Here is a 26,221-nt window from a genome sequence, read left to right on the forward strand (position 1 = left end):
GAAACGGCTTTGAACCCCGATACGATGCTGCCGAGCTTTGGAGATCGACCATGACCACGAGCCGTCGAGGGTTTCTGACTGGAACGACCGCGGGGCTCGCGATGACGAGCCTGACTAGCTCGGCGCACGGCCAAGCGGCCAAGGTACCGACCAAGAAGATCGCGACCGAAGAAGCGTTCGCCACCCCAGAGCTCGTCAAGGCCTGGCTGGAGATCGCGCGCACGGATCCCCGGTCGAGCCTTGATATCCCGACCGGAATTCTCTCGATTTTCGATAGTCCGCGCCCCGGCTCCAACCAGGACCGGTTTCGCCGGAGACTGCTCGATCTCGATACCGAGCGCCTGACGGACATGGATGATGCGGGCGTCGATATGCAGATACTCTCGGTCACGATCCCCGGCGTCCAAATCTTTGAGTCCGATGCGGCGAGCGCGCTGGCAATCGCCACCAACGATCACCTCGCCGCGGCGATCGCGCGCCATCCGCGGCGTTTTGCCGGGCTGGCCTGCTTCGCGCCGCAAGACCCGGTGCGGGCCGTCAGGGAAATGGAGCGCGCGGTGAAGGCACTCGGCCTGAACGGCTTCATCATCAATTCCCACACCGGCAATCTCTATCTCGACGATCCGCGCTTCGAACCTGTCCTCGAGGCGGCGCAGGCGCTCGACCGACCAATCTATCTGCACCCGCGCGCGCCATCGAACGGCATGGCGGAGCCGTTCCGCGACTATAGCATGGGCGGGTCAATCTGGGGCTTCGGAGTCGAGGCCGGAACGCACGCCGTCAGGTTGATCCTCAGCGGCGTGTTTGATCGCTATCCGCGCCTGCGGATCGTCCTCGGCCATATGGGCGAAGCGCTGCCGTTCTGGATGTGGCGTCTCGACCATATGGCGGCGCGCCGAGCAAAAGACGGTCGACTTAAACCGCTGGAACTGGCGCCGAGCGAGTATTTTCGCCGCAATTTCGCAGCGACGACCAGCGGTTTCGAATCTCCCGACGTGCTCGACCTAGTGATCAAATCCGCTGGGATCGACAATGTGATGTGGGCGATCGATTTCCCATATGAGAACTCCCGCGATGCGGTCGGATTCATCGAAGGGGCGCGGCTGACGGAATCGGAACGTGCCAGCATCTTTCACCGCAATGCGGAGCGTCTTTTTCATCTGGTAGATTGACGTGCGATCGGCGGATGATGTCCGCTTTCCGGGGCCAGCGCTCAAAAAGCGGATAGGCAGCTAACGGCCCAAATTCCGTCGTTCGCCCCCCCCCGGAGAGGGCAGGCTGAAGGAAGTCACGCCCAGCGATTACAAGGCCACTTTGGCGCTCAGTTCAGAAATCCGCTCCGAACACACCGCCTGGACGATTTGCCCGAGCCGCTCAACGCATTCACCGAGCCACTCCAGCTCATCCGTCGAAATCCGATAGTGCTTGGAGTACCTCGCCTTTACGTAAGCATCCTTGAGCTTCGTGAATTTCGCGCGATCACTCCGAGTTTCCGACGGCCAGACATCAACGAGCCGTCTATCGACCCGCTCCGCATGCATTCGAAGAAACGCAATGTTGTGAGAATGCGGGGTATAGAAATTTACCACAAGAAGGAGGCAGTGGTAAAGCTGCTCGGTCGTTTGATGAAGCATGAACGCTGCCTTCTTGGTCCGCTCCTTCTCCATGTTAAATTTGTAGTCGTCGAAGAATTCGCCCGCGCTTGGGTACCATTCTTCAAAATATTCCTTCGCGAGCTGGGCAGCCTGCTCGGGCGATCTTGGCCTGGGCTGCAGAAGCTCGCTATCATCGGACTGGTACAGCGCAACGCCGTCTCGGGCGATGTCCATGAAGAAGTACCGGCCGTGCGCGAGCCCATCGTTCACTTCCTGCAGGGTGTGAACGATGAAGTTGACCGGCGTCTTGAGCGTCTTCCCGATCAACCCTTCAATGAGCCGGGCCTCCGCGCCCTCCCAATATGCGACGCGGTCCGTGAGGTCCTTCTGGTTCACGATGATCAGCAGATCGAAATCGGATCGATAGCCCTTGGCAGTGTGCGGTTCATCGACCCAATCCCCGCGCGCATATGAGCCGTAGAGGATCACTTTTAGAATGCGACCGAACTTCCGCTCGCCGGTTGGCTCGCCCAACGCCTGCGCGAATTCCTCGAACAGGATTTGCACGACATGGTCGAGCTCGCGCTGTTTGGCAGCCGGAAGATGATCGAGATCGGTACGCATTTCGTTCCGCTTTTGTCAGGGCGGGGAGGGGGATTTGCAAGAGGGAAGTGTCGCAGGAATGGCGGAGAAAGTCGCTGTGCTGCGCCCTTTCCGCTGATAACATCAAGTCGGAGGCCCGCCATGGAAAATGGACAGCAGTCGCGGGAAGATCCGGAAGAGCCGCCGCCTCTTCCTGAGAAGTTAAGCGACTCAATCTGGAAGCCCTGGTACGCGAAGCTCTGGTGGGTCGCGATGCCGATATACTGGCTGCCTGCAAGTGGTCGTACGGGCATCGAGATTGTCGACGCGTTCTACCGCAGCAAGCTTTTCCCATACACGAGCCCGTTCTTCCATCCGCTCACAGCGTTCCTGATCCTGGCCTTCGGCTATCTCTCGCGTCGGTTGGAAAGCGCGCCTTACGAGGCTGGGAGCTGGTCGCCGTCCAAGAAGCCATGGCAACGCCCAGGATATATTGCGCCAACGCATAACGAATATAATCCGCGTTCCGGTCTGCCGTGGATTTATCGTCGCATGCGTCGGCAACGCGACTAGTCCTTCCTGGTTCGAAACTCCGGATCTCCATCTTCCGAGCTACGATTTCGATCCATTGAGAACCGTCCAGTGGATAGAACGGAATTTTGTTCGCCGGAGGTAACGGGCGCCACCCAGTCCCATGTTCCGCGCCCGGAGGCTGAGTTTTCCAGATAGCGATTGCGCAGCCCGTCCGGCGCCATGATCTGGCGTGAGAGCTCGCTCGCGAACGCGGTGCTTGGATCACTTGCCCTTGAAGCGGCCTTCTCGGCAGCCGCGATTGCGGAGCGGACATCGTAATTTGCAATGTCCATCCTAGAAGCGGCGACAGAACTTGTGCTTCCCGTTTCGTTGCTGCTCGCGCCAATGCTACCGCTCGCGTGGCCCCCGGTCGAACGCTGCGGGCCGCGCGATTTGTCTCCACCCTTGCCGGATGCGGCTGCGCCGCGTTCAGACGAGGCGCCTCCGCCGATGTCGAAGCCCCAACTGGTGCCGATCGTCGTCTGCTTCTCGGCGCTACGGCTGAGCGACCGCTCCCAGCCGGTCTGGGACATGATCGCGCCGACGTTTCGCTGCAGGGTGTCGGCGACCTGGGGTTTGAGGCGCCAGTTGCCGTGGCGGTCCATTTCGAAGCCGCCCTTCAGCCAGTTGGCCATGGCGGCCTGGCCTTCCTTGCCGCCGCCGAGGAAGTGCTCGATCGTGTCGGGGCCGGCCTGTTTGCCGGCCTCGAAGCGGGTGCTTGTATCGTTGCGGGCCGATTGCTGGAAACCGGCGGTGCTGGAGACGAGCAGGTCGTTGTCGGCGAAGCTGAAGCGGGCATGGCCGCCCTGGGCGATGGCGCCGAGCTGGCTGTCGTTGATCAGGCCCGCCTGGTGAAGCTGCCTGGCGACCTGTGGGGTCACGTTGAGGGCGAGATCGCCATTCTGGGCCATGGCGAGATCGCGCTTCGACATGGCGATACCATTGGCGCGCAGCAGGCCCTGCATTCTGGAAAGGCGTTCATTCTCGACGATGCGGGTGGTGCGCTCGTTGCGGGCGCGGTCGGCGATGCCGGCGGCGCCGCCCTCGGCCATGTCGACCTGGTTGCCGGCGGTCTGGCTGAGCGTGCGGATGAAGCTGTCGAGCCGCGCGGCCTCGCGCGTCGAGGTGCCGGCGGCGGCGGCGCCTTCGGCGAAGCCGAAATTGTCGGCCTGGCGGCGCTGCTCGCCGATCCGGGCCGCGGCGCGGGTGCCGGACGTGCCCACCTCGCGCTGGGCATCGAGCTTGCCCGAGCGCTCGGCAAAATCATATTGCGCGGCGTCGCGGGTGCGGGCGTAAACGCTGGTGCCTTCGCGGCCGGCCTCCGCGGACGCGCCGTCGGCGGTGCCGAGCGCGGTGGCGGCATTGTAGCTCTCGATCGCCTTGGTGACCTGGGCCTCGTTTCTTCTGGTGGTGCGGGCGAGCTGGGAGATCGCGCTCGAGCGCGCCTCGCCGGACAAGGCATTGATGAAGCCGATGCGGCGGGCCGTCTCCACGGGCTGGAGGCCGAGCATCTGGGCGGCCTGCCGCTGGCCATGGTTGGCGCCGGAGCGCAGTGCCTGTTCGGTAGCGACATTGGCGCGCTCGGTGCTGGCGACCTGGTCGCCGGCAAAGTCCCGGCGGCCCTCCATAGCGCCGGCCTGGACTTGCGCGGAAGTGAGGTCGTTGCGCAGCAGCTGCGCCTGTTCGTAGCTGTTGGCGATGAGTTTGGCGAAGAGCGGGTCGCTTTGTGCTTCCCCGATCACCCCCGACGCCTTGAGCGCGGCATCTTTCGGCGAATAGCCGGCCTTCTCGAAGTGGCGCTGGGCGCCGTGCAGCATCATGTCATAGGCGCGGGTGTCGCCAAAGGCGCGCCACTGGACAAGGTTCTGGCTGAAGGCGGCAAAGGCCTTCTCGCCGCTCTCGCCCGAGCCGAAATAGGTCGTACCGAGGGCGCGGACGGCATCGCGCTCGGCGAACTGGTGGATCGCGCCGGTCGCGGCGCTGGCCTGGACGTCGCGGGCGACCCTCGGGTCGGCGAGGTCGCGGCCGCCCAGCGCCGGTGCGAGGCCGCCGAGCTGCCTGGCACCTTCGATCCCGCCCAGTGCGAATGCGGTGTCGCCCGGTGCGCCCGGGCGCTCGCCGAGGATCCGGCCGGCTTCGCCGAAGCTGCGATTGCTTCCGAAGCTGCTGCGCTCGCCGAAATCGCCGAAGGATGAGGAGGCCGCGGCGCGCGCCCGAGTGCCCAGCGCCGATGCCTGGGCTTCCAGTGCCGAGGCCTGGCCCTCGCTGGTGGCGAGCGGGGCGGCTGCGGCGCTGCCCTGACCCATCAGGTTGAGCGCGCCGCCGGTGAAGGAGGTGAAGACGTTCCCGCTGAAGCGGAAGACGGTGAAGACAAAGGCTCCGGCCAGACCGGCGGCTGCAGTCCGGAAGCTGCCGAACACCGCAAGCGCCTTGCCGGCCGCCGAGGGGGCGAGCAGCCAGGTATTGGCGGCGAGTGCGCCCTGCTGGATCTCGCCCATGGCGGCATGCGCCCGCGCCAGGGTCATCTGGTAGATGCCGGCATCGACCACGCCCCAGAGCGCCACGAAGACGAACAGGCCGAGCGTGAAGCTCGCTACCCGCAGGTTGATCGGGGTCAGGATGAACAACAGGGCGACGGGCACCATGAACAGCATGATCCCGAACACCGTCGCGCGGATCGTCGGCATCCACTCATTGGCGACCGACATGGTCGCGAGGCCGTTCGAGACCACCGCGCGATTGGCCATGGCCCGCGCGGCCGAGGCGGGGCTGTCCTCGAAGAGGACATCGCCGACCGTGCGAGCCATCATGATGTGGGTCATCAATGCATCGAGCGAGAGCGGCGCGCCGACCATGGTCGAGCCGAGCGACCCCAGCTGCTCGCGGCAGCGGGCCAGCTGGGATGCGCTGCGGACGTCGAAGCCGGTTCGCTCGCAGACGCGCCGGGCATAGGCGTCGAACTGGCCGGGCAGGGACAGGCGCCCGGAGAGATAGGTCCAGGCCGCCTCGCAGCTCATCGTCGTGCCGCCCTTGTCGGCGAAGGTGTAGACGGTCGAGAAGGTGGCCGGCCCTGCCATCGCCGCGAAGGAGGAGGGCAGGTCCTGGCTCGATCGGTAGAGCAGGTCGTCATCGACCCGATAGGCCTGCGATACGCGCGCGACCGGATAGCATTGGCGGACATAGTCCTTGATCGTCGCGTCGAGATAATTGTCGGTCATCGAGCCCTGGGGCGACACTGCGTTCAGGAACAGGTCGAAGGCCTGGCCGCCGCTGCCATAGGCGAATTTGGCGTTCGGATCGGCGGTATTGTCGTCGATCGTCTCGACCATCGCCCGCTCGATCATGTTGGTGACGCCTGCCACGAGGACGATGAGGATCGGTACCGCGCCGACCGGCTGATAGGCATTCTTGACCCGGTCATAGACATGGACGGTGCCCGTCTGGGAGATCAGCCCGACAAACAGACCGACCCCGACCAGGATCTGGAAGCCAAACGCGACCAGGCCAATGCCGGAGCCGCGGACGCTGGCGAGCACCGCGCCGATCGCGATCCCGACCGTTGCCATGATCAGCACCAGCGTACCGTAGCGCGGGTCGGCGAAGATCAGCGAGACGGTGCGGAACGCGTCCACGGTCTGCTGGAAGCCATTATAGGTATGATAGCTCGCCTCCACGGCCTGGGCCGGCAGCGGAGCGAGCAGGGCGGGGACGCCGAGCAGCGCGGCGCGGGACGAGCGCATCACGCTACTGGCTGCGCGAGGCCGCGGCGCCGGTCGCATCGCGCGCGTCACGGTCGCGGGCGCGAACCAGGCCGGCATAGGCTGCGGAGAGATTGGCCGAGCCGAGCGCCGCCATATAGGACTGGCGCATCTGTGCGCGCTGGCGCAGCGCCTCGTCGCGCAGGTCGCGAAGCTGTTCGATCCCCTTGCTGAGGATCCGTGTCTGGCAGGCATTGCGGTTCGTGCTGTTGGCAGCCCCTGCCGCGCTCGCGCCGCGTTCCGCATTGCCCAGCGCAAAGTCGATCGTCCGGGTGAGATCGTTGAGCATCTGATAGGCGAGGGTGAGGGCGACCAGCTCGTCGGTGTCGGCGATGACGGAGCCGACCACGCCCTGGCGTACGCCCCATTCGAGCATCCGGTAGATCGGCATGGTGCGGACATTGGCCACGAACTGGCGCTCCTCGGCGCTCAGCGCGTGCCGGCCGCGGATCTTGGTCGCGATCGCTTCCATGCGCTCGCGCGCGAGCACGAGCGCGCCGCGGCCATTGCCGTCCTGGCCGCAATCGGCGGCGGTGGCCGGCAGGTTGAGCTGGCGGCGCTGGACGCGACCGCTGAGGAAGTCCTGGGCACTCTCATTGTCCTGTGCCGCGCACGCTGGGATCGCGGAGAAGAGCGGGACCTTGTCCGCCGGGTCCCAGCGCATATAGACGTCGCCGATCCTGGCTCGCATCACGGCGGCCCAGTCGCCGGCCCCCACCCGCGCGGCGGCATTGGCGAGCAGCGAGCCGGTGCGGAAGATCTCTGTCACCTCCCGCGGGCAATTCTCGAGCGCGTCCTTCAGGTCCTCGGTCGGATTGTTGTTGTTCGCCTCGATCTTCTCGCGGCTCTGCTGGTAGCTCTTGGCGAAGCCCTGCTTGACCGAGCGATAACCCGTCATCTCCTCGATGATCCCCGACATGTTGTCGTCGCCCTTGGCGATCTGGACCATGCGGTTGGCGAGGCGGCAGTCATTGACCTGGATCGAGTTCAGATAATTGGTCGCCGCCTCCATCTTCGAGATGATGTTGCCCATCTTCTCGTCGAGCGTCTCGAGCAGATACTGGAAGGCTACGGCGGGGGCCGCCTGCAGGATGCTCTCGAGCTTCTGGACCAGATAGTCGGGGTCGAGGAACGACATGCCGCCCAGGAACATGTCGATACCGCCGCAGCCGGCCCGGACCTTGGGCAAGGATACCGACATCAGATAGTCGTTGTGAACATCGACCCGGCCCGACATGCCGCCCGCGGTCAAATAGCCGCGGGTCTGGTCCTCGAAGCTGCCGGGATTGGTGTAGGTGACATTGTCGAACCAGCGTTCGGCCCAGCCCTGGGCCTGGACAGGCGACGCCGCGAACAGGATCAGGCCGGAGCCGATCGGGCCGAGCGCGCAGTGGAGTCGTTTGGGGATGGGCATGGCGGGCTCCTGGGAATCTGGATTGGGTGCGCCGGGCCCGCCATCGCTCAGCGCCTGTTCGAGGGAGATGCGGCGACAATGCCGGTGAACTTGGACATGGCCCGGACCGCGACTGCGGGGCGCACGCCGGTCAACATCTTGCCCGCCAGATAGAGATTGCGGGCGAGGTTGGCCGAATGGTCGGTGCCGATCGCAACCGGGATCATCCGCCCCGCATCCGCCCAGGGTCGAACCCAGGCGATCGGGTGGCCGACCCAGGGCAGTCCCAGACGCCCCGAACGCAGCATGGCGTCCTGGCCGGACAGGATGCGGACCTGCCAGCCGTACAGCGCGCGGAGGCGGTTGAGCTGGAGCCAGAGATCGTCGCAGGGAAGACATCCGGGCGCGCTGGTCATCTCGATAACGAACAGCCCGGCCTGGCCCTTGAGCGCATCGGCGAAGTCGGGCGGGAAATCGCGCGTCATTGGCACGCGGCGCAGCCATTGGCGCATCTCGGCGGTGCTGCCGACGGCATGGATTGCGGCCTGGCGCGCGCGATCACGATCGATGGCCTGAGCGCTGACGGGCAGGCCCGCGGTCAGGCCCAACATCGAGAGCAGCGGGAGCACAAAGGGGAGCTTCACGGTCTTGGCTCCAGGGGCGTATCGATCAGGCTGCCGCCAAGCGCGTTCGGATCGGTAGCCGAGACCGGCCCGTTGGCCAGCGCATCGAAAAAGCCATTGTCCTCACCGGGCCCGGTCAGGAATTGCTCGGGGCGAATGTCGCCGCTCAGCAGCCGGACCGCCTGATAGGTTGTCTGGGCGAGGGCAGGATAGGCTTCGATGCCGCTGGCGACGATCATGTGCTGCTGGCTTGAGCGTCGGATCAGCATGGTGGTCGGCGTGATCTCGACGCCGTAGCGTCGCGCCACGTCCGTCCGGCGATCGATGTCGATCAGCGAGACCTGCCAGCCCATCTCCTCCTGGAAGCGCTGGAGGATCGGCCACTGGACCCGGCAATAACCACAGCTTGCGCGTGAGAACATGACCAGGGCGAATTCATTGGCCCTGGCGCGGAGATAGGCACGCCGGGTTGCGTCTTTCTGGGCGGTCAGTTCGGCGCGTGCGTCTCCGACCATAGGGTTGGCGGACTTCGAGTTGAGCTCGGGATGCTGGAGCAGCGCGAGCTGGGTCACGCCTGCGAAGGCGCGGGCCTTGCGCCGGGCGAAGTCCTGCAGGCGCCAGAAGTCGGCGACGGCGTCGACGGTCAGAACCGTCGCGGCATAGTCGCGCTGTTCCTCGATAAGCTTGCGGATCCTGGGGGGCGACCAGCCTGCAAGCTCCGCCATGGGAGGCAGCTTCGGCTTGGCCAGTTGTGGATCCGAGGGTTCCGTGTCGGCTGCAGGAGCAGGGGCTCGGTACCACCAATAGCCCTGGCGCTGGTCGCCGGACCGCGCGGACGCCGGTTGGGCTTCAACGGGAACAGGCACCCAGACCAGCAGCACGGAAAAGCACAGGCGCCGCAGGGGCGAGCATCCTGATGGGGTCTGGCCGGGAGCGGTGAACATGCCGCATGCCTGCTCCGCATGGACGGCGGGGACAAGGATCGGGGTAGTGAGATGCCGTTCGCGACCAAGAGTGCGCCTCGGGGCACTTCAATGCCCCTCGCGCTCACCCCGTCCAGACAGGATGCGAGTTGGCCAGATGCTCTTCGAATGCTGCGATGAAGATCCGCACCTTCGGCGGGACGAAGCGCCGGGTCGGGTAGATTGCCCATACCCCCTGTTCGGGAAAGCGCACATCCGAGAGCACGATCTCGACCAAGCGGCCTGCGGCCAGGTCTTCGGTCACGTTCCATGCCGACAAACGGGCAATACCCATCCCCTCGATGCAGGCGCAGTGCAGTGCTTCGATGCTGTCGGCCGAGAATCTTCCGCTGACACGTTGCTGCACGGTCTGGTCCTCCCGCAGGAAGGTCCAATGCGTCGTCCCGGCAAGCGCGAGGCATTCCTGTTCCGAAAGATCGGCCAGCAGTTCCGGCGTGCTGCGCCTCGCGAGATAGGAAGGTGAGGCGTAGAGGCCGCGTGGATTGGAGGCCAGCTTGCGCGCGATCATGGCGCTATCGCGGGGCTCCGCCAGACGCAGCGCGAGATCGATCCCTTGGGCAGCGATGTCGACGAGACCATCGCTCAAAAGCAGTTCCACGCGGACCTCGGGATTTGCGGTCATGAACCGCGAGATCATCGGGGTGACGATCTTGCGGCCGAAGGGAACCGATGCGGCGACTCGCAATAGCCCGGAAACGCCTGCATTCGCAGGTTTCAGCGCGGCCCGCGCATTTTCCTCCTGCTCGAGCAGCGTCTCGGCATAGGGGAAGAAGGCCTCGCCGTCCGGCGTGAGCGCAAGGGCGCGGGTGGTGCGATGGACAAGCCGGACTCCCAGCTCGCTCTCCAGTGCTGCCAGGCGGCGCGAGGCCGCCATGGGGGTGATGCCGAGCCGGCGACCGGCAGACGCAAGGCTCCCGGCCCGGATCGATTCCACGAATACCGTCAGGTCCGGAAGGTTGATCATATCACTGTATGATACGCCGCCTTATCCCGCGGCGCTACTACTCGCCGAACGCGATGCAATCTAATTGCCTTATCCCGTTCAGGGCCAAAATTGGCCGGGAGAAACCCATGACCGCAATAGTCGACAAACCAGCGGCGGCTGCGCCCGCCATGCTCACCAGGGGCCTTATATTCGCGATGGCGGCGGCAGCCGGCATCGCAGTCGCCAATATCTATTACAACCAGCCGATGCTGGGCGTGATGGAGAAGGAGATCCCCGGATCGCTGACCGGGCTTGTCCCGACCGCGACCCAGCTTGGCTATGCGGCGGGTCTGTTCCTGCTCGTGCCCCTCGGCGATCTGGTCGAGCGTCGGCGCCTGGTGATTGCGCAGTTCGGGTTGCTCGCATTGGCGCTGGCCGCCGCCGCCGTCGCTCCGAACGCCGCCTTCCTGATCATCGCTTCGCTGCTCCTCGGGGTTGCTTCCACCGTCGCACAGCAGATCGTGCCGTTCGCCGCGCACCTGGCCTCGCCGGAGCGCCGGGGCGCGACCGTTGGTACGGTGATGTCGGGCGTCCTGTGCGGCATCCTGCTCAGCCGCACACTCGCGGGCTTCGTTGCAACCCAGGCCGGGTGGCGCGAGATGTTCTGGCTCGGTGTTCCGATGGCCCTTGCCGCCGGTGGATGGATGGCCTTTCGCTTGCCGCACAGCGCGCCTGACAGCACGCTGACCTATCCGCGGCTCCTCCATTCGTTGGGTGGACTCTGGCACGAATTCCCCGAGCTGCGCCTCGCTGCGGTGACCCAGGCCCTGTTGTTCGCTGCCTTCACTGCATTCTGGACGATCCTTGCCTTCCGTCTTCAGGAGCCGCGGTTCGGACTCGGTGCCGACGTGGCCGGCCTGTTCGGCATCGTCGGCGCAGTCGGCATCTTCGCCGCGCCCGTTGCCGGCCGTATCGCCGACCGTAGCGGACCGCATCGGGTAATCGCGCTGGGCGCATTGCTGACTCTCGTTTCCTGGGCTCTTTTCGGCCTGTGGACCTCGATCGCGGGTCTGGTCGTCGGCGTGATCCTGCTCGACTTTGCGGTGCAGAGCGCGCTCGTCTCCAACCAGCACATTGTCTATGCGCTGCGCCCCGAAGCCCGCGCCCGGCTCAACACCATCTTCATGGGCTCGATGTTCCTCGGCGGTGCCGCTGGTTCCGCTGCAGCTACCGCTGCCTGGGGCGCAGGCGGATGGAACGCCGTCACCGTGCTGGGGGGTGCCCTGGCGGCCATCGCTACCGCACTGCAGCTCCGCAGCCTGACCAAGGGACACTGAGAAATGCGCATCGCAATCGCGGGCGGATCGATGGCCGGCTTGTTTGCAGCAGCGCTGCTGCGCCAGGCCGGTCATGAGGTCCAGATCTTCGAACGCTCTGTCCGTGGCCTGGAAGGCCGCGGTGCCGGGCTGGTCGTCCAGCAGGAGGTGCTCACCCTCCTGCATCGGCTCCGCGTTCCCGAGGTAGCGGCTGTGGGCGTCGTCGCCCGGGACCGTATCACCCTCGGCCGCGACGGAAACATCATCGACCTCGACCCGCGATCGCAGATGCAGATGTCCTGGGATCACCTCTATGTGGCGGTCCGCATGCTGCTCGACGACGGAATCTATCAGGGCGGTCGTCCGGTTATCGGCGCCGTCCAGACCGATCGCGCTGCCTGGCTCGAACTGGACGTTGGAACCCTTATCGAGGCGGACCTGGTGGTGGGGGCCGACGGGATCGGTTCGGCGGTTCGAGCTGCGGTGCTCGCCGGCGCAGTGGCGCCCGGTCAGGCCGGCCCCAGCTATGCCGGCTATGTTGCCTGGCGGTCGCTCCTGCCTGAAGACAAGCTTCCGGCGGTGGCCGACGACATGCTGACGGACCGGTTCGCTTTCTATCATATGCCTGGTGGACAGACACTCGGCTACACCGTGGCTGGTCCCAATGGCGAGCTGGAGGCGGGAAAGCGCCGCTACAACTGCGTATGGTACCGCCGCACGCCCGATCTCGCAGGAGCTCTGACGGACCGGAGCGGGCGCGTGCATGCTTTCTCACTGCCGCCGGGAGGTGTTCGGGCCCAGGCACAGGAGCAACTGGTTGCAGATGCCAAGGCGCTGCTGCCGGCGCCCTTTGCAGCGGTGTTCGCGGAGGAGCCGCAGCCGTTCGTGCAGGCAATCTTCGACATGGAGACACCGGTTATAGCCAATCGCCGGCTTGCGCTGATCGGGGATTCCGCCTTCGTTGCGCGGCCGCACACCGCGATGGGCGTTGCTAAGGCCGCCGGCGATGCATTCGCTCTCCTTCGGGCAGTGGAGCGTGGCTGGACCGAGGAGGCACGCGCGACCTTCGATCGGGAAAGGCGCATTACCGGCCGCGCGATCGTGAGCCTGGGGCGGCGTCTGGGTGCTTCGCTGTAAGTGCACACGCCGCCGCTTGATCGGCAGCTCATCTTGAAATTGATCGATCCGCCCCGGCCATGCGCAAAGCCCGTGCTTCACGAGGATCACAGGAGCCTGGTCATACGATGGAGCCGCTCAAGGGACAGAATGCCAAGATACCGGCTGTCGAACCCGCGTGGGTGGCGGGAGCCGACATAGGCAAAGCCTTTCGGTATCACGCCTCGCCACGTCGAATGGGGCAGGGGCTTTCCGTCTGAACTCTGCGAAAGGGTTCGGCCGAGAAAAATGCCGTTGCAGAAGAACAGGCCGACCCGCGGCCCGGGGTTTGCGCTTGCAGGTTCTACAAGGCTGAGGCGGTCGCCCGCGACGCACATCACATATTTGGTGACGCTCACAGGCTTCGGGCCCGCGACCGGGTGGTCGAGGATAAACTGGACCAGGTCGCCCTTTTGAATCGGCCCGGCCGCGGGCGTGACGATCCAGGCGTCGATCGAGGGGCTCATCACCAGCGTCACCTTTGGCAACAGCCAGCTGGCCACCATGCAGAGCGGGATAACTCCCAGAAGGACAATGCCCAGGCGGTGGGGGCGTGCCGGCATGCCCTCCACCTGGCCGCCGATCTCGACGGCGGCACGGGCGGGCAGGCAGGCCAGCCACGCAAGGGCAGGGCGCAGGAGCCTAGCGAGTGCGCAGCAGAGCCTGAGCATCTTTCACCTCCTCGGCACCACCCAGGCGGCGATATTCGTCGAGCAGGCCTGAGAGCGCCGCGTCGCCATAGACGATATGACGGGCGCGCGGACTGCTCTCGTCGCGTTCGCAATAGGCCTGGGTTGGGTCCCCGGGGATCATCGCGAGCGCCGGCACGCGGGTGATGCCATGCTGCCGGAAGAGCAGCGGGTCGACGATCAGCTGCACGTCCCGCATCGCGCAAGCGGACCCCTCGCAACCGGGATCCAGGCGCAGGATCCGGGACGTCAGCGCGGCCATGGGAGCGGCGCGCTTGAGGCCACCCGGGAAGCCGCGAAAGGCGAGCACGCCGCGCACCTTTTGCAGCTGCTCCGCATAGGCCCGCAGCACCGGCAACGGCATGGACGAGGATACGAACAGCACCGGCACCCATCCGGCGGCCGTGGTGGCGGCGTTTGACTTCATGTCGGCGATCGCACGCGCCTCGTCCGGCTCCAGGCCGAGCTCCCGGCGCAGCCGGGCAGCCATCGCCTGACGCTGCGCCGCGAACTGGGCTTCGCCGGCCGCAATGGCCTTCTCGGCCCGCATGCGCATGCCAGGCGTGTCTGCCTGGGCTTTGATCTGCTCCGCCATGCGTTGGCGCTGCGCGTCGGCAAATGGTCGGGGCCGGATTTCCTTGGGGCTGGCCTGGCGGTCCGCTCTCTGTCCGGCGATGGCGCGCTCGACGCGCTGGCTCGCTTCGGTCCCGGTGCTCTCGATTTTCTGGCGGGCGCTGTCCTGGGCGAGCGCGGTGCCCGCGGCCAGCATCAGGACCATGGCTAGGGCCGGCCCCCTAGGGCAGGACATTCTTGAGATAGGCATCTACCCGGTCCTTCATATCGATCTGGATTTCGGCGGGCGCTCGATTTTCGATGTCGGCATAATATTCCGACAGGTCGACCCGGCTGAAGTCGATCGCCTGGAATTCTTCGGCGGTGAAGCCACGACAGGCTGGCTTTTGCGGGGTGCCCCAGCCGGTGGCGTTGAACGATTTGAGCTGGGGCCGACCCTGTTCCTGCAGGATGCGGCCGAGCTTGGTGTTGAAGCAGCAATGGCCCTTGGCCTTTTGCAGGCAGACGCCGAGAAAGCTTGAGCTGCAATAGCTCCCGACTTCGTGGCACATGCCGGAGCTGCGGAGCATGGCCGTCTCCATGTCCTGGCCGTCGCATCCGTTCAGCAGGAACTCGACCATCAGATTGATGGCCAGGCTGACCGCAAGCGAGGTCGGGTCGAAGCCGACAATTAGGGCATTGGCGCCGGCACTTGCTGCCTGGCCCGCGGTCGCACCCGCCTGGAAGGCAGTGAAGGCAGCCTGCATGCCGTTGAACACGCCCTTGGCGATGGCGATCTTGGTGCTGAGGGAGGTCATCGACGAGCCCATGCCGTCCTTGATGATCTTGCCCTTGTCCTGGCAGCAGCTGGCGAAGGTCACGCTCAGGCCGGGCGGGCGGCAGCGCATGGCCCGGCCGCCGAATATCTCGATCCGGCCCAGACAATTGCCGTCGCCGTCGACGGAGCCATTGGCTGCCGGGCCAGGATCGTCGAGCGGCGGCACTTCGGTGACGGGTGTCGTCGCGGTGCTCGCGCACAGGTTGGGCGAGCAGCTGGGCGTCCCGCCGCCTGCAGGTTGCAGGCATGGGTGGTCGCTGCCGAGAGGGCAACGATAGGTGCCGGCATCAAGCGCGCAGGCGGCCCGCTGGAGCGGGCATTGCCAGGCACCGCCTGCCATGGCGCTGCAGGCGGCGATCTCGCCGGGATCGGCAGCGTCGCCATTGCCATTGAGGTCCGCGGCGCAGATCTGGCTGCCTGGTTGCGGCTCTGCCGGCGTGCCCGGGCCGCCGGGCACCTCAGGTTCTCCGGGTTCCGTGCCGGGATCTGGCTCGACGGGCAGGACGAGACCATCGGAATGGAGGGGTTGCCTTGCCGTTATGGGCGATGTGCCAGCCTGCGGTTCGGTTTGCGCGAGCGCGTTTCCTGCCGCCAGGCATGCCCCGAGCAGGATCAGCATGGCGAGCGCCAACGAGCGCGGGATGAGCAGCCAGGCGTTCATCGCGTCGCCGCCGTGCAGACTAGGTCGGCGCCGGCGAGCCGGACCGTTTGCATCATCACTACCGCTTCGGGAAAATCGTCCAGGCAACCACAGGCACTGACCAGTTCCTCACCCTGTCCGACGGGGCAGACATTGTCCGCCGAGCAGCCATGATAGAAAGTGTCGAAGGACGCGGGCTGGTTCTGTTGGGCGGCGATCACGCCCTGTGGCGCGACCGCTCTCTCGGCGCGCGGCGCCCGTGTCTTGCAGACAGGCTCGCAGGCCGCGACCGATCCGCGACCGGGAAGCCGGAATGCCCGGCGGGTCTCGGCCTGGCTGCCATCCGGCAGGCGCGGCCGATCGACCAGCAAGGTCTCGGTCGAGTGGTCGAGGATATAGGCGCCGCGGCTGAGGTCGGGCGGCGTCATGCTGTCATTGTCGATTCTGCAGCGATAGCTGCGCTCCTTGAGAAAGAAGTCCCGGGTCAGCTGGACCGGGCAGACCCCGCTTCCCAGGATACGGGTCTGGGGGAGCGGTCGCAGCCCCGTCTGCACGCCGTTCAGGAAGGTCTGGACCCCATCGACTCTCTCATTCTCGAGCGTGCATTTGGCGTCACTGGCGCTGGGCTGGCACAAATCCACAAGCTGCTCGCTCGATGTGCAGCGCGTGTCGAGCTCGGCATGAATCTGGGCAAAGGCCTCGCCTTCGTTGCCGACCGCCACGCGTAGCCAGATCTCATGGTCGCCGGGTGTGAGATAGGGCTTGAGGTCGAGATTGGGGTAATTGTGCCAGGTACCGTCGCGTTCACATTTCGATGCGGGCAGGCCCGAGGAAGTCCAGCCACCCGGATCGGCAAGGACCAGCTTGCCATCGATCCGGACCTGGGCCCAGTCGTCGAAATAGAGATGGGTCAGCCGGGCGCTGCTGATCCGGTCGTGCTCGCCGACCCGCAGGACAAGCCGATAGTCGAATGCGCGGCAATTGCCGCCTTTAAGCGAGTCATTGCCGGGGGAGCCCATCAGCCAGTCTACCGAGTTGGTGCCGCGAATTTCCGAATAGCCGCCGGTGACTCGCATCAGGATATCGTCCGGTTCGACGTTCCTGGTCGCGACCCGCCGCTCGATCGTGCAGCGCCTGGTGGCCTGCCCGGAGCCGAGCCCGGTGGCCGAGCCGGCGAGCGCCTGGAAAACCCGGTTCCCCGTCGAGGCGCTGAACGCATCGCCGGCAAGGGCAGTGGGCGCGGCGCGGTAGCCGGTCTCGGCGAGTGGCGTGTCGCTCGCGCAGGCGGTCGTCTGGGCACCGACATAGCGGATGAGCGGTCCGTCGACCTTGGCCTCGGCGACGCCGATGCGGGGATCCGCAGTGGTCAGCGCGCCGACAATCCCGCCGCCCAGGTCCTTCAGCACCGAGGCCATGTTGCTCCAGGCGAGGTTCGTGCCGCAGCTGTTGTTTATGCAATAGCACCCGGCGAGTTCCCGCATGGTGACCGCAGTCATCGTCAGGTTGCGGGCGGGATCCGCGTCCCAGCGCAGATACCGGCACTGGTTCCAGCTGCCGGGCTCGCAGGAGACGATTCCATTGGCGCAGATGCCCGAGGCCGAGACCGGCAGGGTCGCGCGGCTGTCGATCCTGCCGTCGAGATCGGTATCTCGCGCCAGCTCGATCCGGGAGAGGTCGCCGGTTGCGCCGGGCTGGACCAGTATCTCCAGCAGGGTCGCCGATTTCCGGCAGGCAAGGGCGGGCGTGAAGGCGGTGCGATTATCCACCGTGCTGATCGCTTCGCCGGAAAGGCCCGGCGTCACATAGTTGCGGCGCAGCGCCTCGCTGTCTCCGGTCTTGGCCCGGGCAGCGCCGGCAGCGGCCCGGGCCCGCGCTTCCATATCCTGTGCGGAGGAAGGCGGAGAGAGGATTAACAGGGTGGCCAGCGCGGTCGTCGTCACGAACCAGGGAGGAAAGAACCTGACTCGCGGGGGGCTGACGGCCGCGCTGGCCGGGGATGGAGCGGCGCCGCAGGGGGGCACCGGCGCCGCTCCTGCCACATGCGCATGCCGGCGGCCGTCCAGGCCTTGGCGGGCAGACCGTACGAAGCCGGACCTGCGCATGGGACATTCGAAGGGAAGGGAAGGAAAGCTGCTCATGGGACCGCGATCCCCGCGCAGCAGATCGTCTTTTCGAAGAGCATGAACTGGGCATTGTCCTGGCCCGGCGCATGTTTGCCGCTTGTCCAGAGCGAACCAGGCCGGCCGATATTGACGCATTTGCCGGCCTTCACCGGCTCCATCAGCTGGAGCTTGTAGCGCGACTTGGTCCAGATCGGGCTGGGCTGGAACGCACAGCCATCCGCGGAGCTGATCGTCAGCGCGCCGAGCCTGCCCATCATGAAGGTGCCGCGTGCGGCGAGCCCCGCCCAGGCCTCGACGGAATCGCTGAAGTGGATGTCGCCGGCGACCGGATAGGTCGCGCCCCAGCTACCCATGCACCAGAAGAGCGGGTCGATGACCTGGCCGGTCGCGGCCGCGGCGCTGTCGCTCATACAGGCGAGACCGGCGGCGGGGTTGCCGAACAATATGGCCTCGGGCTGGATGATCGCGCCGAGCGTCGCGGACTGCCAGGTCGGCAGCACCTCGGTGATCAGCGCGACGTCGAAACCATCATCCTCGAGACAGGGCAGGTCGGTGAACAGGTCGAGCATCGCCCAGACTGGCGAGATGTAATAGTGCATCTGCGCGAACATCTTGGCGGTATTGGTGCCGTCCGAGATCGAGCTCTGGCTGCCCTGCAGCTTGCCGCCGGTCTTCATCAGGTCCGCGCCGAGCGCCATCATGCAGCCGGGCTCGGTCACGACATCGACCATTCGGTTGGGCGACCAGAAGGAGACCTTGACCCCGAACCAGAAGGCGGCGCCCTTCCGGCAGGCGCAAAGCGGCTTGGACGCCGACTGCGCGTCGAGCGCCTTGTCGAGCTTGTCGTAGGTGCCGATCCGGACGCCGCCGATCGTGATCGGGAAGATGCACGTCCATCGAACCTTTGTGATCGGATTGAACATGCTCGACTTGCATTCGGACGCCTGCGCGGAGCTTGGTGCGAACAAAGCGATCGTCAGCAGCAGCGCCGCAAAAAGCGGCAGCCCGGAGAACAGCCCGCGCATCATCGACCTCCCGTGGCGGGCATTGGCATGGGGCCAGGGGCGGAGAGGCCCGAACGGGGATCGCGGCTCTTGGGTCCGAACTCGCGCAGGACCAGCTTCTGGCCGGACTGGGCGACGATCACCGGTGCCACATCGAGACCCAAGCGCGCCTTCAGCCGCTCCTCCAGGATATAGATCGCGCGTCCGCTGCGCTCGGACAGGCTGATCGCGTCGCCTGCCGTGACGAGAATGAAGTCGCTGGGGCGCGCGACTTTCAGTGCCCAGGTCAGGTCCCGCGGATCGACCACCACCAACTGCTGGGGCATCGATACATAGCGAAGCGGATTGAAGCTGTAGCCCTTGGGATAGAGGACCCGCCCGTCCGGCAGCTTGAGATCAAAGTCGAGGGTAAAGAAGGGGACAACGGTGCGGATCCGATCGGCGGCGGCGTTGCGGAGCGACGCCGGCTTCAGGGCGGACCAGCGGGACCGCGGGCCGAATTTCGCACTAAGGTCCCGGGGCAGGGTCGCGACCCTGGCTTCGATCTCGGTAAGCGCATCCGGCTCGGCGATTGCATAGGTGCGCCCGATCGTGGCGCTCGTCTGCGGTGGGAATGCCGCTGCCGCGCCGCGGGCGCCGCTGGCCTCGAGGATCGTGGCGACCAGGGCGGCGGTACCTGCCCACAGGGCGGTCACGAACCCGGCGCGGAGGAGGTGCTGGCGGCAGGACGCCACGGGCAGGGTCTGCTTCTCGCCGTCAGCGGGCACGGCGCCCTCCCAGATCTTGAGGGCTCGGCAGGCCGCACAGCGCGCCGACAAAGGCCATGCCCGAGACCAGCAGCACCAGCCAGACCATGGCGCGCAGCTGGCCGGCCAGCTCCGGTTCGAGCAAAGCCGTGAAGGTCGCTCCGAACAGCAGGATATAGCCGCCCACCGCGAGGCGCGGCGCGGACGCTGAAGGCTCAGCCGAAAGCAGCCCGTTCATTCCCGGCCATCGCTTCAGGCGGGCAAGCAGCCTGGTGCCTGCCGAGGAGAGCCAGAGCAGCAGTATGCCGGACACGAAGCAGCTCAGGCCGACCAGCAGCGTCGCCTGCAGGACCAGGGCGCCCGGTTGCCGGAGCAGCAGCCCGGAGACGCCGACGAGCGTCGCGAACAGCACGGACTCGATCACCAGGAGCCGGAAGCGCCACCGGCCAGCTTCGGCCGCGCAGCGCTCGGCGACGCGTGTTTCGATCAGCCGATCGAGCTCGTCCGCATTGTCGAAGCACAGCGGCAGCTGGTTCGGATGGGGCGGGACGGGCCGGCTCATGCCAGGGCTCCCGGTCGTGCGACAGCGGCGTCACCGAGAATGGTCGCGGGATCGACGCCTGCAAGCCGGCAGACCGCGTCGAGCGGGGAGAGGCCCTGGCGGATGAGCCCCTCAAAGGCAGCCACCTCGTCCGGCGCCGAGGTGTTGATCCAGTAGGAAAAGGGATCGACCGCGAGCCGCGCGATACCGAGCCCGAGCGGGGAGTCGATGAAGACCTCGCTGTAATTGGGCTTGGAGTTGCGGACCGACTTGAGCAGGTCGAGCACGAAGCCGGAATAATCGAGGATCTTGTTCTCGACCGCCTTCTCATAAGTGGATCCCTGAAGGAGAAAGCGGGTCGCGGCATTCTCCAGAATGACTTGGCCGGTGCCGCCGAACAGCTGCAGGTCATTCATCGACTGGAGGACGATCCCGAAGGAGCCGCGATATTTGCGGGCGCGGCGATAGCCCTGGCCAAAGGCCTCTGCGAGGCGGGACAGGTCCTGGCCATCGGTCCGGGTCATGAACTGCGCCGCCTCGTCGCACAGCACGAAGCGCGGTCGGTCGCGGGCGGAGAGGTAGAGCTCCTGGGTGACTGCGTTCACCACCACCATCACGATGACGTTGAACAGGTCAGGCAGGGATTTCAGCCGCTCAAGCTCGAGCACGACGAATTCGTCATTGCGAATGTCGAGCGTCGAGGGGCCGTTGAAATAATGGCCATAGGCGCCGCGCGAGCCGAAGTCGCGCAGGTTGAAGGCGAGCTCCCGCGCGGTCGGCACGAGATGCTCGACGCGGTCGAGATCGCTGTCGGCCTGGGCCGGGTAGGTGCCCAGCCAGTGGCGGACCGCATCGATGCCATAGTCCGACCGTCCCGTGTCGATCGCCCATTGCACCGCCGACTTGAGCAGGTTCCATTCCGAGGTGGTGACGCCCTTGCGGGTCGCGGCATTGGCCATCTCGGCGACGATCGCCACCGCCATGGTGATGGCCGACTGCTTGTCGTCGCCGTCCAGGGCCAGGCCCATGTCGAACGGGTTGAGGACCAGCCGCTCCTCGCCGATGTCGATATAGCGGCCTGAGCAGAGCGTGCAGAGCTTGCGGTAGCTGCCGCCGATATCGATGATCCGGATCAGCGCCGAACAGGCATAATATTGCTGGCACAGATTGTTGAGCAGGAAGCTCTTGCCGGCGCCGCTCTCGGCCGAGACGATGAAGTTGTAGTTGTTGATCCGCGGGTCGAACAGGTCGAGCGTCACCAGCTGGCCCTTGCGCCCGGTGTAGAGCAGCGCCGGCCTGCCGCCGCCGCGAAAGTCGGTCTGGACCGGTGCCATCAGCACAGCGGCGCTCGCCGGCATGCGGAAGTCGCGTTCGAGCATGCGAAGCGTCGTGCGGTCCGGATACAGGCCGAAGGGCAGGCTCATCACGAGCAGGGTCGGATTGAGATAGCTCTCCTCCTGCATCGAGAAGGGAAGCGGCTCGCCTTCCCACAGCCGCTTGGCACGTGCCGCCAACTCGCGGGCATGGTGCCGGTCGCGGCCGAATACCCAGACGATCGGGATGACGCGGACGAACTTGGAATTGCCGGCCTTGTCGAGGATCCATCCGATCTCCTCGATCTGCTTGCCGACCTCGACTGCGAACGAGCCCGCGGCCTTCTGCGCCGACAGGATCTGCGCGCGCTTGTGGATCTCGAACTGCGAATGATCGAACAGGATGTTGAGAGTGTAGAGGAAGGGGCCGCCGATCTGGTCGCTGTCCTCGGCGGCGCCGCGCATCCCGCCGAGCAGGCGATTGGCACGCTCGGCGGTGATCCGCCGCGCCGGCGCCTTGGGGGTCAGGCATCGCGCGACCTGGTTGCCCAGGAACACCTCCGCGCCCTCGAAGCATAGGTCGGGACCGGCATCGATGATCTGCTTGGCGATCGGCGGCGCGCCGGCGATGCTGCCATCGGCGAAGGCCCCTGGAGCGGGGCCGGATACGCCATTGAAGACCCGGCGGTAGAAGGACACCAGCTCTTCCGGGGCAAGCCGGCGGATGCCGAGCTTGGCGAGCTGCTCTTCGACCTGCCGGCGCAGATCCTCGCCGAGCGGTCGCCGGGTCTTGACGGACAGGAGCGTGCGGAAATTGCGCACGGGAATGTCGTGCAGCGCCGCCAGCCCGTGCCGGCCCGCGCCCAGATATTCGCGCGTGCGCCGGGCCGAGGCCTGGATCAGCGGATCGTCGCGCGTCTTCAGGTCAAGAAAGACGTCGAGCGCGTCGTCTATCAGCGGGTCGGCGAAGCAGTGGATCTGGAGGACGCTGCCGTCCGGGAACTGGATGTTGAACAGGCCCTGGATCGCGGCCTGGACATGCGCGAACATATAGGCGCTCGGCACGATCTCCCAGGCATGTCCCCAGCAATCGTCGAGGCAGAGAAAGGCCTCGGTCTCAGGCTCCCAGGCTATCAGCGGCAGGAAGTCGGAGAAGCTGTCGCGGCGCACGCTGCTGCGGAGCCGGGCAAGCGTCGGGGAGGAGGCTGGGCGGCTCATTTGCGCGGCTCCCGCTCGCTCGCGGGTTCGCCCGCGCCGGCATCCTTCACCTGCCCTAGGATCGGTGCCCTGGCCGCCGGAGAAGGCGGCGTTCCCAGTTCGCTACCGATCACCCAGACCGGCCTGTCCACGATCGAATAGACGTAGCGCGGCATGTAGAGCCGGTCCGGGCGCTGGCGATCCGCATAGGGCAGGATCAGCGTGCGCACCGTGCGGGCAGGCTTGAGCATCGGCGTCTCGGGCGCTTCGATCAGGCCCCTGAGCTCGCGATAAACACTGTCCCGGTAGCCGAGATAGCCGGTGACCGGCTGCCCGGCGTCGCGCCTTGTGCCGGACGTGGCATCGGCCTGGTTCAGCAAAGCCTTGTCGCGTGTTACCCTGGGGTCCGAGCGGGAAGCCGCTCCGGCGACGGCATCGGCATAGGCCTGTTCGGGATGAATGCACTGGCCATGATCGCTGTTCTTGCAGCTGAATTTCTCGGAATAGGGCGACATGGCGGCGCCGAGCGTCGCACAGCCCGACAGGCCGAGCGCCAGGGCAGGGAGGGCGGAGACAAGCAACAGGCGCGCGGCAGCGCTCCTTGGGGACGGGCGCATCGAACGGGCTCCTCGGTCAAAGGCGGCTGGGCGCATCAGAACTTCCCTCCGATGCTCGGCTTGATCTCGAGGGCGACGCCCTCCTGGATGACAACCACCACATCCTTGGCGGCGCCGACCTCCACCACCGGGCCGGCCTGGCGGGCGAGATCGAGATAGAATTCGGTCAGCTTGTCGGAGGACTTGGCGAAGCCGCCCGCGATCCCAGCCTTGGCGGCGTCCGCTGGATCGAGCGAGCGCACCGACCCCAGTGCCGAGGTCGACACATCGCCGATACTGCCCTGTACGGTCTGGGCGATCCCGGAGATGGTGCCGGCGATGAAGGTTCGAGCGAGCGTGGCGCCGAAGCGCGTGACGACCTTGCCCGACAGGCCCTTCTTTCCGTCGGTGTCGACGAAGAAGCCCTTGATGGGCTGGTCGACGACGGCATGTTCGTCAAAGTCCACGCAGGAGATGGAGACGAGCTGGACCTCGACGCGCTCCTTGGCGAGGCTGCCGGTCGCGTTGCCGATGACGAAGCAGCCGGCAAGGTTGGCCTTGACGTCATTGGGCAGCACGGCGGGGGCCTGGACACGCGCGATGATAGGTTCGGGATTGCTCGTCGCATCCTTGCTCGCGAGTGCGTCGATCCCGGTCAGCAGCCGCGCCTTCATGAAACCAGGCGGCAAATAGATCGTGCGGAGCTTTTTTTTTGACTCCGGGCCGTTCCCGGCGGGCGCGGCGACGGCAGTCGTGGCAGCGCCGATGGCGCCGACCTGCCGCTCGACCGGTGGCGCGGGCGGGGCGGGTGGTGCTTCGGGAGCGGGCGGCGGCGGCAGGCCGGCACCGGTGGTCGCCCCTGCCGGAGCTGGTGGAAAGGCCGGGATGTCGCCGGGCAGCGCCGGGGGCAGTCCGGTATCGGCGGCCGTCTTCTCGCCGGCGCCGGCGCCCGGCGTAACCTTTCCCTCCTCGATTGCGGTGACGCGTTCGCCAAGCAGCGCCTGGCCGTCGATGATCTTCTTGAGATCGCCGCGCAGCTTGAGCTCGAGGCTGTCGCCGCGAAGACCGGCGCCCATGTCGAGCTTGCTCGCCACGGGAGGCGGCGCAGCCGGTTTGGTGCCCGAGCTCGCCGTATAGAGCGCAATGCCGGCGCCACCCACAAGGGCCACGATGCCGAGCTGCTTGGCGCGCAGCTGTTGGCTCGAACTGAGACGTTCCCATTGCGCCTTGAGGTCCAGCAGGGCCGGCCCTTCGGGATGGGCGCCGCGCGCCTGGTGCCCAGGCGCTCCGGTGGCCGGCCCGGCGTCCTTGTCTTCGCCGCCGCTCATTGCGCCGCACTCCGGCGGACGATGATGAGCCGCGCGGCGGTGCCGGGCGTCAGGTTGAGCGTGTCGAGCGTGACCGCGAAAATGTCGGCGCCGAGCAGCGGCGTCAGGAATATGCGCTCGTCGAGCGCGCGCGGCGTCGGGGAGCGAAGCAGATACTCACTGGCGGAGAGGCCAGAACCTTCGATCGCCAGGCGGCGCCGCTCGCGGATCTCGAGGCCCGGCAGATCGGCAAGGACGACCGGTGCACGCGAAGGCGCCACCTCGCTGAACGAGCCCGGAACCCGGTCCTGCAGCATGGCCAGGGCGACGCTGACGGCGCGTTCTTCCTCGACCAGAGGGCCGAGCAGTGCGTCGTTGGCACGCGCCTTCTGCGCAGCGCCCGGCACCAGGGCCACGGTCTGCGCCGGGATGTCGTCCGGCTCCGCATAGAGGGGATAGATCGCGCCGTTGCACGAGACGAAGAATTCGGCGGGGGTCGTGACATAGGTTCGGCTCCTAGCGCCGCCATCCTCGGTTTCCTTGACCAGGAACTTGACCCAGGCGTCGGAGCCGCCGCGCTCCACGGCGAGGCCCTTCTCTGCCGAGAACTTCACATCCTCGATTTCCCCGCCCACACAAACCAGGTGGTTCACGTCGCGGTTCGAGAGGCGAATCCTGCTCGTCTGCTCGGGGAGCGCCGATACGGATTGGGCGATTGCCGGGCTGGCCGCGCACAAGGCGAGGACGACCCAGGCAAGCCTTGAGCGGCTACCGGGGATCGGCATTGAAATTCTCCTCCTGAAGGGAAGTCAGCCAGAAACGGCCATTGTCGATCGCGTATTGGATGCGCAGCGAACCGCTGAACTTGCGGATGACGCCACCGATGACCCGAACCTTCTCTACCGGCACCCTGATTTCGCTGGCGGTGTAGGTGACCGGCTGATCCGTGCGGATATAGCTCGCGATCGCGAGGGTCGGATTCTGTGCCAGCTCATCGAGCAATGCATTGAAGCTGTCGCGCAGCGCATTGTACGCGGTCGGATGCGCGAGGCTCAGCAGTTCGCGGAATTGCTGGTCGGCCGAATAGGCCGAATAGGTTCCCGCCAGGCTCACGATGTTGCGCGTGATCGACCGCAGATATGCAGCGGAGGGCCGGTCGCCGGTGACATAGAGGTCGCCGCTGGCGCCGAACGGGACGATCACCGTGCGCTGGTTGAGGTTAGAGGTGTAGAGCAGGGTCCCAAGCACCGCGCTCATCCCGAACATGCCGAGGATCGCGAACTTGAGCAGCCTGTTCTCCTCGAACAGATTGGCCGAGCCGAGCAGGTACCGGTGGAGGTGCCAGCTGGGCCGAGTGTCGCCGATCATGTCGGCCTGCGCCTTGCGCCGGAACGGGTGCGCCATCCGATCTACTCGAAGAAGCGGGTCTGGGTCGGACCCGGATAATGGCGGAACCGCAGCAGACCCCAGCGCCAGGCCGCGTGCGGGATGAAGCCGCGCGGCTTGGTGCGCTTCCAGGGAATGAAGAGGAGAAGGGTGCCGACCAGGCACCACCCGACCAGCCCGCCGACGATCACGGCGACGAAGATGATCGACATCACGACGATGAATTCCTGGCTGTCGAACCAGAGGATCTGGACCGGCCTGTGCAGAAATTGCGGAAGACGTTCGTCCAACGCCCTTCTCCCTTGCTTCATCACGCAGCGGCGTGATTTCCAGAAGGCGACCATCGCCTTCCGGCTCGTGCGCGGGGGGGGGCCCCCGGGGCCCCC

The 26,221-nt window shown here is 66.2% G+C and carries 23 protein-coding genes; 4 read left to right on the plus strand and 19 right to left on the minus strand.

The annotated features are described in order from the left end of the window. Positions 1-50 precede the first annotated feature (50 nt). The gene (locus AAHM44_RS13830; protein ID WP_342250351.1) at positions 51-1,172 is read left to right on the plus strand and encodes an amidohydrolase family protein; all 1,122 of its coding nucleotides are present in this window, start codon (positions 51-53) and stop codon (positions 1,170-1,172) included. Between the two features lie 129 nt (positions 1,173-1,301). On the opposite strand, the gene AAHM44_RS13835 is transcribed toward AAHM44_RS13830, so the two are convergent. Continuing rightward, the gene (locus AAHM44_RS13835; protein ID WP_342250352.1) at positions 1,302-2,219 is read right to left on the minus strand and encodes a HEPN domain-containing protein; all 918 of its coding nucleotides are present in this window, start codon (positions 2,217-2,219) and stop codon (positions 1,302-1,304) included. 120 nt (positions 2,220-2,339) lie between these two features. Here AAHM44_RS13835 and AAHM44_RS13840 point away from each other — a divergent pair, with 120 nt between their 5' ends. Continuing rightward, positions 2,340-2,750, plus strand: coding sequence for a hypothetical protein (locus AAHM44_RS13840; RefSeq protein ID WP_342250353.1), 411 nt, complete (start codon positions 2,340-2,342; stop codon positions 2,748-2,750). Here AAHM44_RS13840 and AAHM44_RS13845 read toward each other — a convergent pair. The 5 genes from AAHM44_RS13845 to AAHM44_RS13865 form a co-directional block, all read right to left on the minus strand. Further along, positions 2,747-6,490 (minus strand): conjugal transfer protein TraG N-terminal domain-containing protein, encoded by a 3,744-nt coding sequence (locus AAHM44_RS13845; protein ID WP_342250354.1) that lies wholly within the window; start codon positions 6,488-6,490, stop codon positions 2,747-2,749. The two genes, AAHM44_RS13840 and AAHM44_RS13845, sit on opposite strands and share 4 nt — an antisense overlap. 4 nt (positions 6,491-6,494) lie before the next feature. Beyond that, entirely contained in the window at positions 6,495-7,922 is a 1,428-nt protein-coding gene (locus AAHM44_RS13850) for a conjugal transfer protein TraH (protein WP_342250355.1), read from the minus strand. A 47-nt stretch (positions 7,923-7,969) separates the two neighbouring features. Further along, positions 7,970-8,512, minus strand: coding sequence for a hypothetical protein (locus tag AAHM44_RS13855; RefSeq protein ID WP_342250372.1), 543 nt, complete (start codon positions 8,510-8,512; stop codon positions 7,970-7,972). A 29-nt stretch (positions 8,513-8,541) separates the two neighbouring features. Further along, the gene (locus AAHM44_RS13860; protein WP_342250356.1) at positions 8,542-9,468 is read right to left on the minus strand and encodes a conjugal transfer protein TraF; all 927 of its coding nucleotides are present in this window, start codon (positions 9,466-9,468) and stop codon (positions 8,542-8,544) included. Between the two features lie 103 nt (positions 9,469-9,571). Continuing rightward, on the minus strand, positions 9,572-10,471 hold the full coding sequence (locus AAHM44_RS13865) for a LysR family transcriptional regulator (RefSeq protein WP_342250357.1): 900 nt from the start codon (positions 10,469-10,471) through the stop codon (positions 9,572-9,574). A gap of 107 nt (positions 10,472-10,578) precedes the next feature. Here AAHM44_RS13865 and AAHM44_RS13870 point away from each other — a divergent pair, with 107 nt between their 5' ends. Together AAHM44_RS13870 and AAHM44_RS13875 are read left to right on the plus strand one after the other, a co-directional pair. Then, positions 10,579-11,769 carry an MFS transporter gene (locus AAHM44_RS13870; protein WP_342250358.1) on the plus strand — a complete coding sequence of 397 codons (1,191 nt, stop codon included), beginning with the start codon at positions 10,579-10,581 and terminating at the stop codon, positions 11,767-11,769. 3 nt (positions 11,770-11,772) lie between these two features. Further along, positions 11,773-12,885 (plus strand): FAD binding domain-containing protein, encoded by a 1,113-nt coding sequence (locus AAHM44_RS13875; RefSeq protein ID WP_342250359.1) that lies wholly within the window; start codon positions 11,773-11,775, stop codon positions 12,883-12,885. 86 nt (positions 12,886-12,971) lie between these two features. On the opposite strand, the gene AAHM44_RS13880 is transcribed toward AAHM44_RS13875, so the two are convergent. The 13 genes from AAHM44_RS13880 to AAHM44_RS13940 form a co-directional block, all read right to left on the minus strand. Further along, positions 12,972-13,574, minus strand: coding sequence for a peptidase (locus AAHM44_RS13880; RefSeq protein ID WP_342250360.1), 603 nt, complete (start codon positions 13,572-13,574; stop codon positions 12,972-12,974). Continuing rightward, positions 13,546-14,370: a type-F conjugative transfer system pilin assembly protein TrbC gene (locus AAHM44_RS13885; RefSeq protein WP_342250361.1), complete on the minus strand. Its 825-nt coding sequence runs from the start codon at positions 14,368-14,370 to the stop codon at positions 13,546-13,548. Before AAHM44_RS13885 ends, AAHM44_RS13880 begins: the two co-directional genes overlap by 29 nt. 16 nt (positions 14,371-14,386) lie before the next feature. Further along, a complete protein-coding gene (gene traN, locus AAHM44_RS13890) occupies positions 14,387-15,439 on the minus strand; it encodes a conjugal transfer protein TraN (protein ID WP_342250362.1) in 1,053 nt (350 codons plus the stop codon). A gap of 200 nt (positions 15,440-15,639) precedes the next feature. Further along, on the minus strand, positions 15,640-17,502 hold the full coding sequence (locus tag AAHM44_RS13895; RefSeq protein WP_342250363.1) for a hypothetical protein: 1,863 nt from the start codon (positions 17,500-17,502) through the stop codon (positions 15,640-15,642). Positions 17,503-17,756: 254 nt separating this feature from the next. Next, complete coding sequence (locus AAHM44_RS13900) at positions 17,757-18,770, minus strand: TraU family protein (RefSeq protein ID WP_342250364.1); 1,014 nt, start codon at positions 18,768-18,770, stop codon at positions 17,757-17,759. Further along, positions 18,770-19,402, minus strand: coding sequence for a conjugal transfer protein TraW (locus tag AAHM44_RS13905; protein ID WP_342250373.1), 633 nt, complete (start codon positions 19,400-19,402; stop codon positions 18,770-18,772). The genes AAHM44_RS13900 and AAHM44_RS13905 overlap by 1 nt, the downstream gene beginning before the upstream one ends. A 103-nt stretch (positions 19,403-19,505) precedes the next feature. Next, entirely contained in the window at positions 19,506-20,057 is a 552-nt protein-coding gene (locus AAHM44_RS13910; RefSeq protein WP_342250365.1) for a hypothetical protein, read from the minus strand. After that, positions 20,054-22,567, minus strand: a complete 2,514-nt coding sequence (locus tag AAHM44_RS13915) for a TraC family protein (protein ID WP_342250366.1) — start codon at positions 22,565-22,567, stop codon at positions 20,054-20,056. Before AAHM44_RS13915 ends, AAHM44_RS13910 begins: the two co-directional genes overlap by 4 nt. After that, the gene (locus tag AAHM44_RS13920) at positions 22,564-23,163 is read right to left on the minus strand and encodes a TraV family lipoprotein (protein WP_342250367.1); all 600 of its coding nucleotides are present in this window, start codon (positions 23,161-23,163) and stop codon (positions 22,564-22,566) included. Before AAHM44_RS13920 ends, AAHM44_RS13915 begins: the two co-directional genes overlap by 4 nt. Before the next feature lie 35 nt (positions 23,164-23,198). Continuing rightward, a complete protein-coding gene (locus AAHM44_RS13925; protein ID WP_342250368.1) occupies positions 23,199-24,470 on the minus strand; it encodes a TraB/VirB10 family protein in 1,272 nt (423 codons plus the stop codon). Beyond that, on the minus strand, positions 24,467-25,234 hold the full coding sequence (locus AAHM44_RS13930) for a type-F conjugative transfer system secretin TraK (RefSeq protein ID WP_342250369.1): 768 nt from the start codon (positions 25,232-25,234) through the stop codon (positions 24,467-24,469). The genes AAHM44_RS13925 and AAHM44_RS13930 overlap by 4 nt, the downstream gene beginning before the upstream one ends. After that, positions 25,218-25,817, minus strand: a complete 600-nt coding sequence (locus AAHM44_RS13935; protein WP_446745990.1) for a TraE/TraK family type IV conjugative transfer system protein — start codon at positions 25,815-25,817, stop codon at positions 25,218-25,220. The genes AAHM44_RS13930 and AAHM44_RS13935 overlap by 17 nt, the downstream gene beginning before the upstream one ends. A 41-nt stretch (positions 25,818-25,858) precedes the next feature. After that, the gene (locus AAHM44_RS13940) at positions 25,859-26,125 is read right to left on the minus strand and encodes a type IV conjugative transfer system protein TraL (protein WP_342250371.1); all 267 of its coding nucleotides are present in this window, start codon (positions 26,123-26,125) and stop codon (positions 25,859-25,861) included. Positions 26,126-26,221 lie beyond the last annotated feature (96 nt).

The sequence above is a fragment of the Sphingomonas sp. OTU376 genome (genome assembly GCF_038440415.1).
In the GTDB taxonomy this organism is placed as follows: Bacteria; Pseudomonadota; Alphaproteobacteria; order Sphingomonadales; family Sphingomonadaceae; genus Sphingomonas; species Sphingomonas kyeonggiensis_A.

Coding starts and splice junctions, on each gene's coding strand:
- AAHM44_RS13830 (WP_342250351.1), top strand. CDS start 51: ATGACCACGAGCCGTCGAGGGTTTCTGACTGGAACGACCGCGGGGCTC.
- AAHM44_RS13835 (WP_342250352.1), bottom strand. CDS start 2,219: ATGCGTACCGATCTCGATCATCTTCCGGCTGCCAAACAGCGCGAGCTC.
- AAHM44_RS13840 (WP_342250353.1), top strand. CDS start 2,340: ATGGAAAATGGACAGCAGTCGCGGGAAGATCCGGAAGAGCCGCCGCCT.
- AAHM44_RS13845 (WP_342250354.1), bottom strand. CDS start 6,490: ATGCGCTCGTCCCGCGCCGCGCTGCTCGGCGTCCCCGCCCTGCTCGCT.
- AAHM44_RS13850 (WP_342250355.1), bottom strand. CDS start 7,922: ATGCCCATCCCCAAACGACTCCACTGCGCGCTCGGCCCGATCGGCTCC.
- AAHM44_RS13855 (WP_342250372.1), bottom strand. CDS start 8,512: ATGTTGGGCCTGACCGCGGGCCTGCCCGTCAGCGCTCAGGCCATCGAT.
- AAHM44_RS13860 (WP_342250356.1), bottom strand. CDS start 9,468: ATGTTCACCGCTCCCGGCCAGACCCCATCAGGATGCTCGCCCCTGCGG.
- AAHM44_RS13865 (WP_342250357.1), bottom strand. CDS start 10,471: ATGATCAACCTTCCGGACCTGACGGTATTCGTGGAATCGATCCGGGCC.
- AAHM44_RS13870 (WP_342250358.1), top strand. CDS start 10,579: ATGACCGCAATAGTCGACAAACCAGCGGCGGCTGCGCCCGCCATGCTC.
- AAHM44_RS13875 (WP_342250359.1), top strand. CDS start 11,773: ATGCGCATCGCAATCGCGGGCGGATCGATGGCCGGCTTGTTTGCAGCA.
- AAHM44_RS13880 (WP_342250360.1), bottom strand. CDS start 13,574: ATGCTCAGGCTCTGCTGCGCACTCGCTAGGCTCCTGCGCCCTGCCCTT.
- AAHM44_RS13885 (WP_342250361.1), bottom strand. CDS start 14,370: ATGGTCCTGATGCTGGCCGCGGGCACCGCGCTCGCCCAGGACAGCGCC.
- AAHM44_RS13895 (WP_342250363.1), bottom strand. CDS start 17,502: ATGGAAGCGCGGGCCCGGGCCGCTGCCGGCGCTGCCCGGGCCAAGACC.
- AAHM44_RS13900 (WP_342250364.1), bottom strand. CDS start 18,770: ATGCGCGGGCTGTTCTCCGGGCTGCCGCTTTTTGCGGCGCTGCTGCTG.
- AAHM44_RS13910 (WP_342250365.1), bottom strand. CDS start 20,057: ATGAGCCGGCCCGTCCCGCCCCATCCGAACCAGCTGCCGCTGTGCTTC.
- AAHM44_RS13915 (WP_342250366.1), bottom strand. CDS start 22,567: ATGAGCCGCCCAGCCTCCTCCCCGACGCTTGCCCGGCTCCGCAGCAGC.
- AAHM44_RS13920 (WP_342250367.1), bottom strand. CDS start 23,163: ATGCGCCCGTCCCCAAGGAGCGCTGCCGCGCGCCTGTTGCTTGTCTCC.
- AAHM44_RS13925 (WP_342250368.1), bottom strand. CDS start 24,470: ATGAGCGGCGGCGAAGACAAGGACGCCGGGCCGGCCACCGGAGCGCCT.
- AAHM44_RS13930 (WP_342250369.1), bottom strand. CDS start 25,234: ATGCCGATCCCCGGTAGCCGCTCAAGGCTTGCCTGGGTCGTCCTCGCC.
- AAHM44_RS13935 (WP_446745990.1), bottom strand. CDS start 25,817: ATGATCGGCGACACTCGGCCCAGCTGGCACCTCCACCGGTACCTGCTC.